The 17,956-nt window shown below is 67.5% G+C and carries 12 protein-coding genes and 2 tRNA genes; 4 read left to right on the forward strand and 10 right to left on the reverse strand.

Features of this window, described 5'->3' with window-relative positions; genetic code table 11:
- Positions 1-147: 147 nt before the first annotated feature.
- From ACM6LU_RS31185 to ACM6LU_RS31200, 4 genes are all read right to left on the reverse strand, one after another.
- Positions 148-822 carry a hypothetical protein gene (locus ACM6LU_RS31185; protein WP_414941391.1) on the reverse strand — a complete coding sequence of 225 codons (675 nt, stop codon included), beginning with the start codon at positions 820-822 and terminating at the stop codon, positions 148-150.
- Positions 823-1,474: 652 nt separating this feature from the next.
- Positions 1,475-1,547 (reverse strand) — tRNA-Glu (locus tag ACM6LU_RS31190).
- A gap of 132 nt (positions 1,548-1,679) precedes the next feature.
- A tRNA-Gln gene (locus ACM6LU_RS31195) sits at positions 1,680-1,751 on the reverse strand.
- A 51-nt stretch (positions 1,752-1,802) separates the two neighbouring features.
- Positions 1,803-2,537 carry an HAD family hydrolase gene (locus ACM6LU_RS31200; RefSeq protein WP_414941514.1) on the reverse strand — a complete coding sequence of 245 codons (735 nt, stop codon included), beginning with the start codon at positions 2,535-2,537 and terminating at the stop codon, positions 1,803-1,805.
- Positions 2,538-3,086: 549 nt separating this feature from the next.
- Here ACM6LU_RS31200 and ACM6LU_RS31205 point away from each other — a divergent pair.
- Positions 3,087-4,325, forward strand: a complete 1,239-nt coding sequence (locus ACM6LU_RS31205) for an FAD-dependent oxidoreductase (protein ID WP_414941392.1) — start codon at positions 3,087-3,089, stop codon at positions 4,323-4,325.
- A gap of 67 nt (positions 4,326-4,392) precedes the next feature.
- On the opposite strand, the gene ACM6LU_RS31210 is transcribed toward ACM6LU_RS31205, so the two are convergent.
- The 6 genes from ACM6LU_RS31210 to ACM6LU_RS31235 form a co-directional block, all read right to left on the reverse strand.
- Positions 4,393-5,163, reverse strand: coding sequence for a fumarylacetoacetate hydrolase family protein (locus ACM6LU_RS31210; RefSeq protein WP_414941393.1), 771 nt, complete (start codon positions 5,161-5,163; stop codon positions 4,393-4,395).
- 19 nt (positions 5,164-5,182) lie between these two features.
- A complete protein-coding gene (cimA, locus tag ACM6LU_RS31215; protein ID WP_414941394.1) occupies positions 5,183-6,808 on the reverse strand; it encodes a citramalate synthase in 1,626 nt (541 codons plus the stop codon).
- A gap of 599 nt (positions 6,809-7,407) precedes the next feature.
- Positions 7,408-8,451: a 3-isopropylmalate dehydrogenase gene (locus ACM6LU_RS31220; RefSeq protein WP_414941395.1), complete on the reverse strand. Its 1,044-nt coding sequence runs from the start codon at positions 8,449-8,451 to the stop codon at positions 7,408-7,410.
- Between the two features lie 236 nt (positions 8,452-8,687).
- Positions 8,688-12,092, reverse strand: a complete 3,405-nt coding sequence (locus ACM6LU_RS31225) for a S8 family serine peptidase (RefSeq protein ID WP_414941396.1) — start codon at positions 12,090-12,092, stop codon at positions 8,688-8,690.
- A gap of 287 nt (positions 12,093-12,379) precedes the next feature.
- Positions 12,380-13,978: a phosphoglycerate dehydrogenase gene (serA, locus tag ACM6LU_RS31230; protein WP_414941397.1), complete on the reverse strand. Its 1,599-nt coding sequence runs from the start codon at positions 13,976-13,978 to the stop codon at positions 12,380-12,382.
- Positions 13,979-14,079: 101 nt separating this feature from the next.
- Positions 14,080-14,646: a TetR/AcrR family transcriptional regulator gene (locus ACM6LU_RS31235; RefSeq protein ID WP_414941398.1), complete on the reverse strand. Its 567-nt coding sequence runs from the start codon at positions 14,644-14,646 to the stop codon at positions 14,080-14,082.
- Between the two features lie 98 nt (positions 14,647-14,744).
- Between ACM6LU_RS31235 and ACM6LU_RS31240 the strand changes: the two genes are divergently transcribed.
- From ACM6LU_RS31240 to ACM6LU_RS31250, 3 genes are read left to right on the forward strand one after another with little or no spacing between them, the layout of a single operon-like run.
- Positions 14,745-15,647: a TIGR03620 family F420-dependent LLM class oxidoreductase gene (locus ACM6LU_RS31240; RefSeq protein ID WP_414941399.1), complete on the forward strand. Its 903-nt coding sequence runs from the start codon at positions 14,745-14,747 to the stop codon at positions 15,645-15,647.
- On the forward strand, positions 15,644-16,480 hold the full coding sequence (locus ACM6LU_RS31245; RefSeq protein ID WP_414941400.1) for a TIGR03620 family F420-dependent LLM class oxidoreductase: 837 nt from the start codon (positions 15,644-15,646) through the stop codon (positions 16,478-16,480). The genes ACM6LU_RS31240 and ACM6LU_RS31245 overlap by 4 nt, the downstream gene beginning before the upstream one ends.
- Positions 16,464-17,420, forward strand: a complete 957-nt coding sequence (locus ACM6LU_RS31250; protein WP_414941401.1) for an ankyrin repeat domain-containing protein — start codon at positions 16,464-16,466, stop codon at positions 17,418-17,420. Before ACM6LU_RS31245 ends, ACM6LU_RS31250 begins: the two co-directional genes overlap by 17 nt.
- Positions 17,421-17,956 lie beyond the last annotated feature (536 nt).

Below are 17,956 nucleotides of genomic sequence, written 5' to 3' on the forward strand. Positions count from 1 at the left end.
CCCGGCCAGTGTGCAGCGCCCACACTGGGCCGGCACCGAAGCAACTCTCGGTCTTCACTCTCACGCCGAGGCTCCTCCCCCGGCAGCACCCGAGTCCTGATCGGGTCCCCGGCCGCGACCCACCGTCACCCGGTTCGAGTCGACGCCCTACTCCGATATGCAGGTCACGCGGTGATACGCATGACCGTCGAATGCCGGAGCACCACCCCGGATCGCATCGCCCATGAAGCATGGATGGAGCGCATCGGCACAGCTGTGGCGCGACGTCACCCGCGGCTGCGCACGCACCGACAGCGCCGGCGCGCCGATGCCACGGTGGCCCGCCTTGTCCTCATTCCGGCGTGACGTCCGTGCAGGACTGGGCTGACGATCTCGAGTACCGCCCAGCTGCGGGTTTGTCCCGTGGTCCTGGCGAGGTGTCCCGGACAGTGAGGTGGACCGGGCCGATACCCACAGTGGGCCAGTGCGCAGCCATCGGTAACGCTCCTCGATCTCACATGTCAGGGTCGCCCGAAACGTCCGGCGGATTTGCGCGAAGATCGGGCGTAACCAGCTCAGGGAAATCGCCATCACGCCGGTGATCGCCAAATCCTTGGCCAGTTCCAGGCGTGGGCCGCCAGTCACCACGGCGACGGTGATTCCCATTCCGAAGCGGACAAGGTGAATCTTATTGGTACGCTGGAAAGTCACGATCGAGCCGAGCAGCGACACGGACGTGGCGCCGACCAGCGCTACACCACAGGCCAGCAGTCCGAAGTAGACGATTAAGAGAAAAGCGACGTTTTTCCTATCGCAAGCCAGAATCGCTGCGTCCCCTGCCACAAGGTGTAGCGCGCGTCAGGAGATCACGCTCGATCGGAGTCATCACCACCGAGCCGGTGAAGATCCCGTCGCGATCGTGGTGCGAGAACCCCCAGCACCGAACGCACCTACCCCTTCCGCGGCACGGTCCTTCACAGCTACAGAAGGCGCATGGCTGGTGACACGAAACACAACAGGCTCTTCTACTACCTGCGCTGGCCGGGAGGGAACAACCGCGGCGACGCCGGGCTTCCGTCAGCCATCCGGCTCCGGGAGGACGAATTACTCGAAGCCGACCTGACCGAGGTGGCACGCGGCAGGGCTCGGTTCTGCGGCAGACGCGAGACGACGTTCCTGACGACCCCTTCGCCAGAACTACAACAAGCTCGAGGACGACAAGATCACAGCACTGGTCGCGATCGCCCACCTCGACGCGGAAGACGTGAAGCAGTCGGCGAAGGCCACGTTGGCAGATCTGGCCTTGGGCGCTACTCCGCCGTCTCTTCGAGGTCACCAGCTCACCGTCAAGGTGCGTGGCGTGGGTGACCATTACCATCGAACTGCCGGTCGACTGCCGGAAACCGCGGAAAGGATCGGCGACACGATGACTTTCATCCCAAATCCAAGAAGTCCCGACCGAAACGGTCGGGACTTCTTGGATGGAAGCTGCCTGTACCCCCGATGGGATTCGAACCCACGCTACCGGCGTGAGAGGCCGGCGTCCTAGGCCGCTAGACGACGGGGGCTAGGATCTTCCTCCTGCGAGAGGAGGGTTTTCAGTTGTTCACCTGCGGTGTTGCTGAGGAGAAACTTACCAGACCGGATTCCCCACCTTCTCAGGGGGGTCACTCTGTGTTTCACTCCGGAGAGTTCTCCAGCTGGGGTACCAGGACTCGAACCTAGACTAACTGGACCAGAACCAGTCGTGCTGCCAATTACACCATACCCCAGTGAGGTACCGTTCCGGTCTCGACCGGCTCAGTACCGCACGAGAAAGAATACTAGAGCACGCTGTTCCCCACCGTGAAAGCGGGGGTCTCACTAGCACGCTGAGCCGGGACGCCGAGTTTCGCGAACTCGGAAACGAGCAGCTCAGGCAGCTCTTCGAGGCCGGAGATGGTGTGCACGCCCGCCGGGGCGCGCTCGGCGATGCCGTCCCTGTCGAGCCAGACTGCGCCCAAGCCGGCGTCGCGCGCGCCGATGGCGTCGGTGTCGAGCTTGTCGCCGACGTGGACAGCCTGGGCCGGGTCGCAGCCGAGGCCGAGGCAGACCGAGTGGAACATCGCCGGGTCCGGTTTGGCTACTCCGAGTTCACCGGCGATGGCCACGTGGTCGAAGAACCGGGCGAGCCCGAGGTCGGCGATCTTCTTGCGTTGATGCGTGCCCGAGGCGTTCGTGACGGCCGCGACGAGGACACCGGCGGCTCGCAGCCATTCCAGGCACGGGAGGACATCTTCGAACAATTGCCACGAACGGGTGAGGATTTCACGGCGACGCCTTTCGAAGCCGGCGACCTGGTCTTCGTCGGCCAGAATGCCGATCTCGTCGAGGAAGCATTCAGTACGACGGTGATGCATGGTCGCGTAATCGATTTCACCCGCCACCACCAGCGCGACATGCTCTTCGGTGATCAGATCCCACAGTGGCCAAAGGTCGTTCTGGCCGGTGAGCGCGCGCAGGCTGAGCCGGATCGCCGCCGTGCAGTCGATCAGCGTGTCGTCGATGTCGAGGCACACCAACCGTAATTCCGGGGGCTCCCAAGGGACGCCGTCCCGAACGTCCGGCGTGGTTCGTGACGGGGTCCGGGGCACGAGAGCGAAATTCACCAAGTGAGGCTAGGGCACTCAGCGCGATCGCGACTCTGCCGATGAGGTGATTAAGGCTGCTCTGTTCCGGCGCGGGCACTCTACTCCCAGTTGGTGAGATGTCGTGTTTTAGTTACCGGGCAACGACTAAGCGGGCGCCCGAGTGAATTGTCGATACCCGGCGGCCCGTCCGATTCGCGGCGCGTACACCCTGTGACGACAACGAAATCCTTACGCGGCTTGCGGCATCGACCGTCCACAAGGGCGCTTCGCGGCCGTTGTCCTTCCAGGACCATCCGGGCTTCTTGAGTCCTGTTTGGACAGTCGGTCGGGCGTCCGCCGAACACACGCGGACCGGTGAGACCTCGACCATGGCCCGAACAGCGTATCTGCCCGGATGGCGCTTGACGCGTCGGTCGAGCAGGTGCATGCTGAGCTTATTCAACAAGTGATGAATAAGGATTCGAAGGGGTGGGACGGATGAACGAACGCACGAACTGCGTGGTCGTCGGCGGTGGCCCCGCGGGCATGGTCGCCGGATTGCTGCTGGCCAGGGCCGGGGTCGAGGTCACGGTGCTGGAGAAGCACAAGGACTTCCTGCGGGACTTCCGCGGCGACACGGTGCACCCGTCGACGCTGACCCTTCTCGACGAACTGGGGCTCGGCGAAAAGTTCCTCAGCTTGCCGCACAGCGAGATCGCCTACGCCGGCTTCCCGACCGAGGACGGCACGATGATGCGACTGGCCGATTTGACCCGGCTGAAGGTGGCGCATCCCTTCATCGCCATGGTCCCGCAGTGGGACTTCCTGGACCTGCTCGCCGACGCCGGCGCGAAGGAGCCCACGTTCACGCTGCGACAGAGCACCGAGATGACCGGGCTGATCCTCGAGCGGGGCCGGGTGACCGGTGTGCGTTACCGCGACACCGAAGCGAAGACCGGCGAACTGCGTGCCGACCTGGTGATCGCGGCCGACGGCCGCTGGTCGCAGGCCAGGCGGGAGGCCGGGCTGGTTCCGAAGGAGTACGACACCCCGTTCGACGCGTGGTGGTTCCGGATCTCGCGGCGTGACGGGGAACTCGAGGGCAGGCTGGCCCCGAAGATGCGAGACCGCCGGTTCGCCGTGCCGCTGCCACGCAAGGGCTACTTCCAGATCGCCTACCTCAGCCCCAAAGGCGACGACCTGCGTGACAAGGGCATCGAAGCGTTCCGGGCCAACGTGGCCGCGGTCCTGCCCGAACTGGCCGACCGCGTGGACGAGCTGAAGACGACCGACGACATTAAATTCCTGGACGTCAAGCTGAACCTGTTGCGGAAATGGCATCTCGACGGGCTGCTGTGCATCGGTGACGCGGCACACGCGATGTCACCGGTCGGCGGAGTCGGTATCAACCTCGCGGTGCAGGACGCGGTCGCGGCCGCCACCCTGCTCGCCGGCCCGTTGCGCCGGGGGCGGCCGTCGGTGGCGGATCTGGCGAAGGTCCGCAAGCGCCGTCTCGCGCCGACGATGCTGGTGCAGGGGCTGCAGCGCATGCTGCACAAGAACGTCCTGCGGCCGGTGATGGAGGGCAGGCGTAATGGTCCGCCCGCGCCGATGGTGAAGCTGTTCAGCCGTTTCCCCGTGCTGTCCTACGTCCCCGCGCGGCTACTGGGCCTCGGCCTCCGGCCCGAGCACGCCCCGACCTTCGCGCGGCGGGCGATGGAGCCGGTGGACGGTTAGCCTCCGGATGCTATGAACGGTCCGTTACTTGCGAATTTTGCAAGTAACGGACCGTTCATAGCACGCTTTAGACGCTCTGCACCGGGTTCGTCAGGGTGCCGATGCCCTCGATGGTGATCGAAACGGACTGACCGTCCTCGATCGGGCCGACGCCCTCGGGAGTACCCGTCAGGATGATGTCGCCGGGCAGCAGGGTCATCACGCCGGACACGAACTCGACCAGCTCGGGGATCTTGTGCACCAGGTCCGACGTCCGGCCGTTCTGCTTCAGGACACCGTCCACCTCGGACTTGAGCGCGAGGTCGGCCGCGTCGATCGAAGTCTCGATCCACGGACCGAGCGGGCAGAAGGTGTCGAATCCCTTCGCGCGGCCCCACTGACCGTCGGCCTTCTGCAGGTCACGCGCGCTGACGTCGTTCGCCACCGTGTAGCCGAGGATCACGCTCGCCGCGCGGGCGGCGGGCACGTTCTTCACCGGCTGGCCGATGACGATGGCCAGTTCGCCCTCGAAGTCGACGCGGCCGATGCCGTCGGGAACGCGAATGGGCGTGTTCGGGCCGATCACCGTGGTCGACGGCTTGATGAACAGCATCGGGTCCTGCGGGACCTCGTTGCCGAACTCGGCCGCGTGCTTGGCGTAGTTCCGGCCGACCGCGATCACCTTCGACGGCAGGATCGGCGCGAGCAGCCGGACATCGGCGAGCGGCCAGCGCTTGCCGGTGAAGTTGGGGTTGCCGAAGGGGTGCTCGGCGATTTCGAGTACCTGGGCGTCGTCGCCGTCCCCTTCGACCGAAGCGAACGCGACACCACCGGGATGAGCAATACGGGCTAGACGCACTCCCCCACTGTACGACTCCTCAGGCCGGGGCCGCGGAGAGGGACTTGTGCACCAGCGCGTCGCACAGCGCGAGCCAGCTCGCTTCGACGATGTTGCCGTGCACGCCGACGGTGGTCCATTCCCGCTCGCCGTCGCTGGTCTCGACGAGCACCCGTGTGACGGCGTCGGTGCCCGGATGGCCGGGCAGGATCCGCACCTTGTAGTCGGCCAGCTCGACACTGTCCAACCAGGACAGATGCGGGCTGAGCGCCTCGCGCAGGGCGGCGTCGAGCGCGTGCACGGGGCCGTTGCCCTCGGCGGTGGCGATCACCCGCTGCCCGGCGACGTGCACCTTCACCGTCGCCTCGGAGACGACCTCGCCGTCGGAGCGGTGGTCCAGTACGACCCGGTACGACTCGAGTTCGAACGGCGGTTCGTCGAGGACGTCGCTCTGCGGGCCGTCGACCTCCCGCCGAAGCAAGAGTTCCAGTGAAGCGTCCGCAGCCTCGAAGGACCAGCCTTCGGCTTCGAGTCGCTTCACCTTGCGTATGGCGCTAGCCAGTGCCTCGGGCTGGCCGGCAAGGTCGACCCCGAGCTCACGTCCCTTGAGCTCCAGGCTGGCCCTGCCGGCCATCTCGGTGACCAGTACCCGCATGCCATTGCCGACAGAAGCTGGATCGATGTGGTTGTACAGCAACGGATCCACCTTGATCGCGCTCGCGTGCAGTCCCGCCTTGTGAGCGAAAGCCGACGCCCCTACGTAAGCCTGGTGGGTGCAGGGGGCGAGGTTGGCGATTTCGGCGAGAGCATGGGAGACCCGGGTGAGCTCGGCGGCGCCTCCGGTCGGGAGCACCTCCATTCCGAGCTTGGTCACCAGATTTCCCGTGACGGCGAACAGATCGGCGTTACCCGCCCGTTCGCCGTAACCATTGGCGGTGCACTGGACGTGCGTCACGCCTGCCTGCACGGCGGCGACGGAGTTCGCCACCGCGCAGGAAGTGTCGTCCTGACAATGGATTCCGAGCCGGAATCCGGTCCTTTCCTTGACCTCGCGGACGGTTTCCGCGAGGCCGAGCGGCAACTGGCCGCCGTTGGTGTCGCACAGCACGGCGACGTCGGCGCCCGCGTTCATCCCCGCGTCGAGCACCTTCAGCGCGGTGTCCGGGGAGAACGCGTAACCGTCGAAGAAGTGTTCCGCGTCAAGGAAGACGCGGCGACCTTCGCCGACGAGGAACGCGACGGTGTCCCGCACCATCGCGCAGGCTTCGTCGACGTCGACCCGCAGCGCGCGTTCGATGTGGCGGAGGTCCGATTTGGCCACCAGCGTGATCACCGGCGCCTGCGAATCGAGCAGGGCCCGCACCTGCTTGTCCTGATCCGCGGTGGTGCCCGCCTTCCGCGTCGCGCCGAACGCGACGAGTGCCGCGTGGCGCAGCTTCAGTTCGCCCGAAGCCGCGCGGGCGAAGAATTCCGTGTCCTTGGGCAGCGCGCCCGGCCATCCGCCTTCGATGAACCCGACCCCGAGGTCGTCGAGCAGCCTCGCCACCGCCAGTTTGTCCGTGACGGAGTAGGAGATCCCCTCGCGCTGCGCGCCATCGCGCAACGTCGTGTCGTACAGATGGAAGGCGTCGCCGAGCGGCGTATCGGCGGGCTCCGTGCGGGTCACGGGGGACTCCTCGTGGTGACAAAGCTGATTCGGGCAACAAAAAAACCTCCCGCATGGGTGCGAGAGGTTGCGCGCCGGGGGCTCTTGTGGAGCTGTTATCCGGCGCGCTCGGCGATAATGATGGTGCAGGAGGTCACGGACGCATCATCGCACACGCTCCGTCGGGCGTCCACAAGCCGGGCGACAGTTCCCATTCGCTGAGACGGCGGCTGAAGGGGACTTTGCCCGCGTCTCACGCGGTGAAGGGGACTTTCCCCGCATGACATGCGGGGAAAGTCCCCTTCAGCCGACCGGCAGAGGCAAGAAGCGTGAGTGGCGATTCGTGTATCGGGCGAAGGTGCCGTGTCGGATCGCAGGTCCGTGAAGGCCTCCTTAAGGGACTCTGGGTCCCTCAAGGAGGCCTTCACGGACTTCGTAGCCGAGCCACTGACGTCACGGGCGTCCCAGTGTCACCCAGGGATCACATCAGCGGGTGGTGAAAGCCTCCTAAACGCACGCGGGCGCGGGGCGACCAGGCACCACAGCGTTCGCCCTCGGACGCGATGAACGGGACTCTTCTTGCGAAATTTGCAAGGAAAGTCCCGTTCATCACACGGTGACTAGTGCGTGACCGGGCGCACGTTCGATGAGACGAGCGCCGCCAGCCGGTCACCGATCGCGTGCGTCGCACCGGGCGACGCCTGGTCGCGGGTCGCCAGGTCGAAGGCCACCGAGGCCTCGATCCGCCGCGCCGCTTCCTTCTGTCCCAAGTGGTCCAGCAGCAGCGAGACCGACAGCACCGCGGCGGTCGGGTCGGCGAGACCCTGGCCCGCGATGTCCGGCGCGCTGCCGTGCACCGGCTCGAACATGCTCGGGTTCCGCCGGGTGATGTCGAGGTTCCCGCTCGCCGCCAGCCCGATGCCACCGGTCACCGCCGCCGCGAGGTCGGTGATGATGTCGCCGAACAGGTTGTCCGTCACCACGACGTCGAACCGCGAGGGATCGGTCACCAGGTGGATGGTCGCGGCGTCCACATGGGAGTAGGCGACCGTCACCTCCGGGTGCTCCAGAGAGACCTCTTCGACGATCCGTGACCACAGCGAACCCGCGTACTCCAGCACGTTCGTCTTGTGCAGGAGCGTCAGGTGCTTGCGAGGCCGCGCCTCGGCACGGTTGAACGCGTCGGTCACCACGCGCCGGACGCCGAACGCCGTGTTGACGCTGACCTCCGTCGCGATCTCGTGTTCGGTGTCCTTGCGCAGCAGGCCACCGTTGCCGGCGTACGGGCCCTCGGTGCCCTCACGCACGACGACCATGTCGATCTCGCCCGAGTCGGCGAGCGGGCCACGCACCCCCGGGTACAACCGGGCGGGCCTCAAGTTCACGTGGTGGTCGAGCTCGAACCGGAGCCGCAGCAGCAAACCACGCTCCAAAATGCCGCTCGGCACCGTCGGGTCGCCCACCGCGCCCAGCAAAATCGCGTCGTGCTGACGGAGTTCGCCGAGCACGGACTCCGGAAGCAGCTCACCGGTGGAGTGCCACCGGGCGGCGCCGAGGTCGTAGTTCGTGATCTCCGCCGTCGGCGCGACCTCACCGAGCACTTTGAGCGCCTCGGCGACCACTTCGGGCCCGATCCCGTCTCCTGGGATCACCGCGAGCCGCATCCACACACCTCCGTAGACCAGGCCACCGACAGTCCGGATGGCCCATCCGCAAGAAAACGCCAGCAGCGGAAGGTTACCGGCCGTAGCCCGGTAGCCGTAGCCGCACCACCCTTATGCCGGAATCTCCCACAGAGCGAGACAGCCGAAAGAGTGAATACAAGAAGGGACGCCCTGGCGGAAAGCATGCCGCCAGGGCGTCCCTCACCTCATTGAACGCGGGTTACCGCACTACCGCGTCAGCCCACACCGATCGGCTGGCGCCCGGTGTGCCGTCCGCCGTTGCCCGGCCGGTCGACGCCGGCGTTGCCGTTACCGGCGTTCACCTGGATCTTCACCACGTTCGCCCGGTTGCCCGAGGCGTTGTGGTGATCGATCGCCAGCAGGCCGAGGACGGTGTCCTGTGCGGCCGTGTTGCGGTTGACCACCAGCGCCGTGCCCGGCTTCGCGACGTAGCCCAGCGCGGAGTCGCCGCCACCCTGGACCGTGTACGCGGGAGCCAAGGCGTCGAATGAAAGCGGCGTGCCGACGTGGTCGATCGTCGACGAGTCCGCACCCGGCGCCGCGTAGAACCCGGAGGTCCCGACCGTGTAGCTGATCTTGTGCGAAGCGGCGTTCGGGTCGATGCCCAGCGCGGCGATGCTCACCGGCAGCACGACGACGTTGGTGTCGTACACGTTCGTGTCGACGTCGCCGAGCTGGCCGTTGACCGGCTGGATGTCCACCTGCGGGAAGCCCGGCTTCAGTGCCACCGTGACGGCCACCAGCACATCGGTGGCGGTCACCTTCGTGACATAGGTCTCGAAGTCCGGCTGCCCGTCGCCCGTGGTGTCGATGTCCACGAACGGCGAGGTGTTGCTGCCCAGGTTGGCCAGGTCGCTCCAGGTGGTGAGACCGAAGGCCAGCAGCGCGTTCTCCGGCTCTCCCTGCGCCTTGGCCAGCGGAGCCGTGGACGCCGCTCCGACGTAGCGCAGGTCGGCACCCTTGGCGGTCTGGTTCAGCGTGCAGTCGGTGGTGACACCGCCGTCGCACTCGGGCAGCTGCGGGGATTCCGCCTGCAGCTCGAGCACGCTGATCAGCGAGCGGTACCGCTGCGGGCCGGTGCCCTGGTCCACGCCCTTGCCGGTCAGGTTCAGCACGGCCTGGGTCTGGCCGTCGCCGAAGTTGACCGTGCCCGGGGTGTTGATGGCCGAGACGGGCTTCGGCGCGGAGTACACCGAGAGTCGCAGCGGAACGGTGGTTCCGCTCTTCGGAGTGAACGCGATCCGGCCGGAGGCGTCCGCCACGAACTGCCGGGCGAGGCCGACCTGCGAGGCCGCCATGGTCGGGTCCATGACCTTGCGCAGCGCCTTGGGGTCGGCGATCTTCAGGGTCACCTTCACCAGCGCGACACCGCGCGGGTTCAGCTTCACGGTCGGCTTGTCCACTGTGTATTCGACACCGGGGAGCGAGTTCACGGCTTCGTAGCCCACCGAGTACTCGACCGGCTTGATGCCCTTGTTGACCACCTTGACCGTCTTGGTCAGGGTGACCGGGCCGCCCGCTTCGACGACGCCGAAGTTGACCGAGACGAAGCCGGGGTTGTCGACGACGTAGGCCAGGACCTGGTTGTCCAGCGCGGCCTTCGCGTCGATCCGGCCACTGCCGACGCGCTGCGGCCCGTACGTGCGGCCCGACGCGTCGTGGATGTCGTGCCCGGCGGTGTTGATGACCGAGGCCTTGACCTCTTCGACCGACCAGTCGGGGTGCGCCTGACGGATCAGGGCGGTGATACCCGAGGTGTGCGGAGCCGCCATCGACGTCCCGGAGATGACCAGGCGACCGGCCCCGCTTCCGCTCAGCGCGGACGAGATCGAGTCACCGGGCGCCGCGACGTCCGGCTTGAGCGCCGGCCCGCGGCCGCCACGCGAGGTGAACGAGCTCGGGGTGTCCACAATGGACTGGTCGGTGGTCGGCACGGACACGCGGCCCTTGCCGGTCATGCGGACCTGCAGCGTGCCGGCGGCCAGCGCCGGGCGGACCGAGGCGGTCGCGCCGCCGGTCAGCTGGAACGTCGGCAGTGCCGCGTTGCCCGCGATCCCGGCCGAGAAGTGCTCCAGCGTGGACGAGAACAGCGCGCCCTTGGCGCCGGCGGCCTGCGCGTTGTTCGAACGGGCGCCGGAACCGCAGGCGCGGGTCGCGTCGTTGTCGTCCCATTCGAGGAACACGATCTTGCCCGCGGCGGCCGCCTTGTCCGCGGCGGAGTACGGGTTGCAGCCCGCCGCGTTGGCGGCGGACAGTTTGACCACCGGCGCCGTGACGTCGAGCGTGTCGTAGGCCGCGTAGTTCTGGCTGAACTGCCCGGTCTTCGCGCCCTTGACACCGTCGGGAGCGACGGCTTCGACGGCGTCGCGAAGGACGGACGCGTCACGGCTGCTGGCGACGGTCAGCGCCTCGGGCGTGTTGCCCGGCGCGCCGCCGACGTCGTTGAGGTCGCCGCCGTTGCCCGCGGAGAACACCGGCACGACGTTGTTCGCGGCGATCTTGCGCACGAACAGCGAGTCCGGGTCGTCCGGGGTGGCGAAGTCGCCGCCCAGCGACAGGTTGACCACGTCGAGGTGGTCGGTGAAGTCGCCGTCGCCGTCCGGGTCGAGCGACCAGTCGAGCGCCTGCGAGGTGACGTTGGTCGAGCCGTCGCAGCCGAAGACCTTGATCGCGTACAGCAGGGCCTTGGGCGCGGTGCCCGGCCCGATCTGCATCGCTTCGATCTTCTTCTTGTTCAGCTTCTTGTAGTCGCCCGTGAAGGTCTTGCCCGCTTCGTCCACACCGAATCCGGCGACCGTGCCCGCGACGTGCGTGCCGTGGTGGCCGCACGAGATCGGGTTGGGGTCCGGCTTCGGGGTGTTGAGTGCCGGGTCGTCGCTACCCGAGTCGTAGGCGTCGCCGACCAGGTCGATACCGCCGACGACCTTGTCGGTCGGGAAGGCGGGGGTGGCCTGGTCGCGGTTGATCGCCTTGTACGCCTCGGCCGTGCCCGGGCCGCCGAAGGTGGCGTGGGTGTAGTCGATGCCGTCGTCGATCACGCCGACGCGGATGCCGTCGCCGTAGCGGCCGGTCTGCTGCCACGACGCGAGCGTGTTGGTCAGCTGGACCGCGCTGGAGTTCGTGCGGGTCTTCGGGACCACCTTCTTGACCGAGACGACGTCCGGCCGCTTCGCCAGCTCGCGGATCTTCGCCGCGTCGGCCGTGACGACCGCGCCGGCGACCGCGTTGGCGGTCTGGGTGACCAGCTGGGTGCCGGCGTCGGCGGCCTTGAGCTGACCGACGACGGAGTTCACCGTCGCGGCGGCGTCGGCCTTGGCGGCCTTCGCGGCCCGCTTCGCCTGGTCCCGGCCCCCGCCCTTGTTCTGCTCGGCGTTGAAGGCGTCGACGGCGGGCTGCTTGGCCAGCTCGACGAAGGCGGTGATCTTGCCCTGGGCGGCCTTGAGTTTCGGCTCGACCTTCCCCTGGAATCCGTTACGGTCGATCTTCGCCGGCGTGATGCCGTCCGCGAGGGGGACATCCTGTGCGGCTGCGGTCGCCCCGGTCACGGACGTCGCGAGCAACGCGGCGAAGACCGCGGCCGATGAGCGGATGGCCCACCGGGGTACGCGGGATCTGTTCATGAGTACGTGCCCTCACTCGAGGCCTTGACTCGGAACCTGCCTGCCGCTCGAACACACACCCCCGACGGTGAGCCCCGGCGCCGCGCCGTGCCCTTGACGGCGCGATGGTTCGGCCTCGCCGGAGAAACCTATCCGGGGACCAGCCCGACTTCAGTAGGCAATTTTCACCGTTACTGAATCTTGCTCATCACAAGTAGTCGACCACTTGCGCAACGTGACGGCAATTCGTTGCCATATAACGAAAGCCGCGTCCGTTGGACGCGGCTTTCGTTTACGGAATTCGCAGGTCAGCCGAAGTTGACCGCGCGGATCGTGTGCGCGCCCACGGTCGCGCCGATCGGCTCCAGCAGATGCGAGTCCACGGAACGGTCCACCCGCAGCAACATGACGGCGTCCGCGCCGTCGGTGGTCTGGCTGATCTGTGCGGCCTCGATGTTGAGACCGGCCTCGCCGAGCAGCGTGCCGACGCGGCCCATGATGCCCGGGCGGTCCGGGTACTCGAGCAGCAGCACGTTGCCCTCGGCACGCAGGTCGAAGTGGCGGCCGTTGACCTCGACCAGCTTCTCGACCTCGTCCTTGCCGGTGACCGAACCGGACACCGACAGGGTCGCGCCGTCGGCGTAGACCGCGCGGACGGTGACCAGGCTGCGGAACTTGGGGCTTTCGGTTTCGGTGACCAGCTCGACCTGGACACCCAGTTCCTCCGCCACCCGCGGCGCGTTCACGAAGGTGACCTGGTCCTCGACGACGCCGGAGAACACGCCGCGCTCGGCGGCGAGCGGGAGCACGCTGACGTCCTCGCTGGACAGCTCGCCCTTGACCACGACGGTGACCGAGGACGGCGCCTTCGGGTTGAGCGCGGTGAGCACGGTGCCGAGCTTCTGGGTGAGCGAGAGGTACGGCCGCACGAGCTCGCCGACCGTGCCGCCGCCCGCGACGTTCACCGCGTCCGGCACGAAGTCGCCGCGCAGCGCGAGCAGCACGGACTTCGCGACGTCGGTGCCCGCGCGGTCCTGCGCCTCGGCGGTCGAGGCGCCGAGGTGCGGCGTGACGACGACGTTCGGCAGCCCGAACAGCGGGCTTTCGGTGGTCGGCTCGGTGACGAACACGTCGACACCGGCGCCGCCGACGTGGCCGGAGCGCACCGCGTCCGCCAGCGCCTCCTCGTCGATGAGGCCACCGCGCGCGGCGTTGACGATGATGACGCCCTGCTTGACCTTCTTGAGCGCCTCGGCACCGATCAGGCCCTTGGTCTCGGGGGTCTTCGGCAGGTGGATGGAGATCGCGTCGGCGCGCTCCAGCAGCTCGTCCAGCGTCACCAGCTCGATACCGAGCTGCGCGGCGCGGGCGGCGGAGACGTAGGGGTCGTACGCGATGAGCTTGGTGTCGAACGCGGCGAGCCGCTGCGCGAACAGCTGGCCGATCTTGCCGAGACCGACCACACCGATGGTCTTGCCCTGGATCTCGACGCCGGAGTAGGCGCTGCGCTTCCACGCGCCGCCCTGGAGGCTCTGGTCCGCGGCCGGGACCCGGCGGGCGACCGCGAGCAGCAGCGCGACGGCGTGCTCGGCCGCGGAGACGATGTTCGACGTCGGCGCGTTGACCACCAGCACACCGCGTTCGGTGGCGGCGGGGACCTCGACGTTGTCCAGCCCGACGCCGGCGCGGGCGACGACCTTGAGCGAGGTGGTGGCACCGAGGACCTCGGCGTCGACCTTGGTCGCGGACCGCACGAGCAGCGCGTCCGCCGTCTTCACGGCTTCGAGCAGCGCGGGACGGTCCGTACCGTCCACATGCTGGACCTCGACCTCGTCGGAGAAGACACTCAGCACGGAAGGCGCGAGCTTCTCGGCGATGAGGACGACGGGCTTGTTCGGCTTGGTCACGATACGGCTCCCACTATCTGGTCTGTGCCTGCGACTCACTGTTGACGGTCACGCCGTTGTGCCCGGTTGCGCCGCAGTTTAGCCCTGGTGACAGGGGATTGTTAACTCGCCCGTAATCCGGCGAAAACGAGATCAAGGAGCCGTTCGAGGCCCTTGTCACCCGAAAGGTGTTCACTGGCCCAGGAAAGCGCGTGCAGCAGCACCAGCAACTCGTGCACTGTGACGTCGGCCCGGAGCTCACCCGAAGCCTTCGCCCTTTCCACCAGGTGGGACACCTGGTCCCGCATGGCGTGACATGAGGCATACAGCGGTGAGGTCTCGTCGTCGAGGACGTCGACCATCAGTTCGGGCAGGCCGCGGTAGCGCGCCGCCTGTTCACCCATCCCGGCGAACCAGGCCTTGAGCGCTTCCACCGGATCCGGGGAGCCGAGAAGGTCGCGGGCCCCCGCGGCCTGCGCGTCGTAGCCCTCGCGGAGCACCGTCTCGACCAGAGCCTCCCGCGTCGGGAAGTGCCGGTAGAGCGTCCCGATGCCGACACCGGCCCGGCGCGCGATCTCTTCCAGTGACGCCTCTACCCCGCGCGCGGCGAAGGCACGCCTCGCCTCTTCGAGGAGGCGCTCGTAGTTGCGCCGGGCGTCCGCCCGCAGCGGCTTCTTCTGGGTTCCCATCGCGCTCCCGAGCCTAGTCTCGACAAATCGGAGGCAGCCTCCGTATAGTCGGACGGCGTAAGCGGAGGCTGCCTCATTTTAACTGGAGAGACTTTGCGATGGACCTGATCGAAGAAACCCGGAACCGGCTGGGCCCGGTGGGTGTCTGGCTGCCGGTCGGCATGTTCACGCCGACACCCGACGAGGAACGGCGGGCGATACAACGGCTGGAAGAGCTGGGCTACCGGTCCGTGTCGGGCGGAGGGGGACCGGGAAACCGGGAGTTGTTCGCGTACAGCGCCATCACGCTCGCCGCCACCGACCGGGTGGTGATCGGCAGCGGGATCGCCAACATGGGGTCTCGGCCCGCGTACACCGCCCAAAGCGGCGGACGGACACTCGCGCAGGCCTTCCCCGGCCGGTTCGTGCTCGGCGTCGGGATCGGGCATCAGGCGGCGAAGACCGGCTCGGACTACCGGCCGCTCGAACAGACCCGTAAGTACCTCGCGGCCCCGTCCGCCGCGGAAGCCGAATTCCCTTCACCGATCCCGTTTCCGCGCGTCCTCGCCGCCGTCGGCCTGAAGATGCTCGAACTGGCGAGGGAGATGACGGACGGCGCGCACCCGTTCGCGCAGCCCTTAGAGCACACGCCGTACGCCCGCGAGATCGTCGGGCCGGACAAGCCGCTCATCCCGGAGCATCCGGTCCTGCTCGGCGACCGGGAGGAGGCTCGGGTGCACGTGGCGAGGACCATCGAACTGATGAAGCAGTACGACATTCCGCACTACTTCAAGGGCTGGAAACGGCTTGGCTACAACGACGCCGACATCGACGGGGTCAGCGACCGGCTCGTGGACGAGCTGACCGCCTGGGGCGACGAGGAGAAGATCGCGGGCCGGGTCAAAAAACTCATCGACGCCGGCGCGGACACCGTGCTCGTCAACCCGGTCGGCGACGGCCCGGAAGCCATCGTGGACCAGCTGGAACGACTGGCCCCGGCGCTGACGGCGGTGATCCGGTGAGCGTCGGCATCTGGACGTTCTCCTTCGACGGCAGGGAAATCGGCGAGGTTCGCGACGCGGCCTCGGAAGTCGAAGAGCTGGGGTTCGACACGCTGTGGTTCGGCGAATACCTGGGAAGGGAGGCGTTCACGCAAGCGGGCCTGCTGCTGGCGGCGACGTCCCGGCTGACGGTCGCCACCGGGATCGCGCGGTTCGGCCATCGGGAACCGATGGCCGCGGCGGCCGCCGAACGGACGCTCGCCGAGGCCTATCCGGGCCGGTTCGTCCTGGGGTTGGGCGGACACCTGCCGGGTGCGAAACCGCTGGAGGCGATGCGCGGATACCTCGACGGGATGGACAAGGCCGAACTGTCCACACCGGACTCTCCGCGTCGTCGGCTGCTGGCCGCTTTGGGGCCGCGAATGCTCTCCCTGGCCGCGGAACGCGCCGATGGGGCGCATCCGTACTTCGTCCCGGTCGAACACACCGCTCTCGCCAGGGAAATCATGGGCCCTTCGGCTTACCTGGCCGTCGAACAGGCCGTGGTTCTGGGCTCGGATCGGGAGATCGCCCGACGACACGTGTCGATGTACCTGGAGCCGGCGGCCCACCATCGGGCGAATCTGCGGCGGTTCGGCTTCACCGAGGAGGATTACGGCTCGGATCACCTCGTGGACGCGCTGGTCGCCGTCGGGGAGGACGCGATCTCCGCGCGGGTGCAAGCACATCTGGACGCGGGCGCGGATCATGTCTGCCTGCAGGTCCTGACCGGGGACGAGCGGATCCCGCTGACGGAATGGCGGCTTTTGTCGGGGGTCGCGGGTAGCGTGCGGAAGCGTGACGTCACCGGCTGAACTCGCTTTCGAACGGGCACGGGAACTGATCGACGCGCGGGACCTCGCCGGGCTCGCGCGCCTGATCGGCGACCTGCCCACGCTCGTCCACGCGCACGGGGAGAACGGGAATGATCTGCTCGGCATGGCCACCGCGACCTGCGACGAGCGGCTGTGCCGGATTCTGCTGGACCACGGGGCCGATCCGGCGTCGGCCAATGTGCACGGCTGGACGGCGCTGCATCAGGCGGGCTACGTCGGCCTGCCACTGCTGGTCACGATGCTGCTCGACGCGGGCGCCCCGGTCGATGTATCCGCGCGCGGCGACGGCGGGACGCCGCTAATGGTCGCGTTGTTCTGGGGTCACCGCGAGGCCGCCGAGGTACTGGCCGCGCGCGGCCTGTCCCCCGCCAACCTGCGCGTCGCCGCCGGTCTCGGCCGCGTGGACCTGCTCGACGCGTTGATCGCGCCGGATGGCACGCTCTCCCCCGCGGCGGGCGCACATCGCGAGTTCCACCGGCCGCATAGCGGTTTCCCGAAATGGCGGCCGAGCGAAGACCCCGCCGAGATTCTCGATGAGGCGCTTTCGTGGGCCGCGCGAAACGACCGCTCTTCGGCTGTCCGCACGTTGGTGGAGCGGGGAGCCGACGTGAACGCCGATGTCTATCGGGGAACGGCGCTGACGTGGGCCGCCGCCCAGGGAAAGGCCGAGGTGATCGGAACGCTCGCGGAGCTTGGTGCTTCGGTGAACCGTCAGGGCACCTTCGGCGGGCTGTCCCACGGGGAAGGTGTCACGGCGCTGCATCTGGCAGTGCAGGGCGGTCACGTCGCGGCGGTTCGCGCTTTGCTGGCGGCGGAGGCGGATGTGTCCGTTGAGGACTCTTTGTACTCGTCGTCGGCTCTGGGGTGGGCTGAGCACTTCGAGCAGGAAGAAATCCTGGCGGTGCTGCGGGACGCTTAAGCTTGGCACTGATGTCCCCAATGCGACATTGGAGACGCTGAGCGTCTCCAATGTGGCATTGGGGGCACTTCCGTTTCGTCTGCCTGGAAACCTCAATGACCACACGCGCGAAGCCTTAGACAAGCTTTCCGGAGGCATCACCGCCGGCCACTGGAAGGACCTTTTCGCGTTCTACGCGGAAGACGCCGTCGTCGAGAACCCGCAGCGCCCGCCCGTGCCGACCCGCTTCGAAGGCCGCGAGACCCTCCTCAAGACTTGGCGGATGAATCAACGTGCGGATGAGCAGGGCAGATGTCCTGATTTATGGGAAGACCGACCCGGAGGTGATCATCGCCGAGTACCGCGACGTCGGCGGTACTCGACACCGGAAAATCCCTTGACATCGCCAATATCCAGCTCCTCCGGGTGCGAGACGGGCTCATCGCGGCGATGGTCTGAAAGAACTGAAGAAGTGCTACGAGACCGCGGAGCGGGAAATCACGCCGGTTCCGCCACGGCCCACGTCGACGGCGGATCCGAAGCCCGCGTGGCGTGTT

The organism is Amycolatopsis sp. cmx-11-51, assembly GCF_047608665.1.
In the GTDB taxonomy this organism is placed as follows: domain Bacteria; phylum Actinomycetota; class Actinomycetes; order Mycobacteriales; family Pseudonocardiaceae; genus Amycolatopsis.

Excerpts from the sequence above, each read along its gene's own strand:
- ACM6LU_RS31220 (WP_414941395.1), bottom strand. The coding sequence starts at position 8,451 with ATGCGGCTCGCGGTGATCCCAGGAGACGGGATCGGGCCCGAAGTGGTC.
- ACM6LU_RS31240 (WP_414941399.1), top strand. The coding sequence starts at position 14,745 with ATGGACCTGATCGAAGAAACCCGGAACCGGCTGGGCCCGGTGGGTGTC.
- ACM6LU_RS31225 (WP_414941396.1), bottom strand. The coding sequence starts at position 12,092 with ATGAACAGATCCCGCGTACCCCGGTGGGCCATCCGCTCATCGGCCGCG.
- ACM6LU_RS31235 (WP_414941398.1), bottom strand. The coding sequence starts at position 14,646 with ATGGGAACCCAGAAGAAGCCGCTGCGGGCGGACGCCCGGCGCAACTAC.
- ACM6LU_RS31205 (WP_414941392.1), top strand. The coding sequence starts at position 3,087 with ATGAACGAACGCACGAACTGCGTGGTCGTCGGCGGTGGCCCCGCGGGC.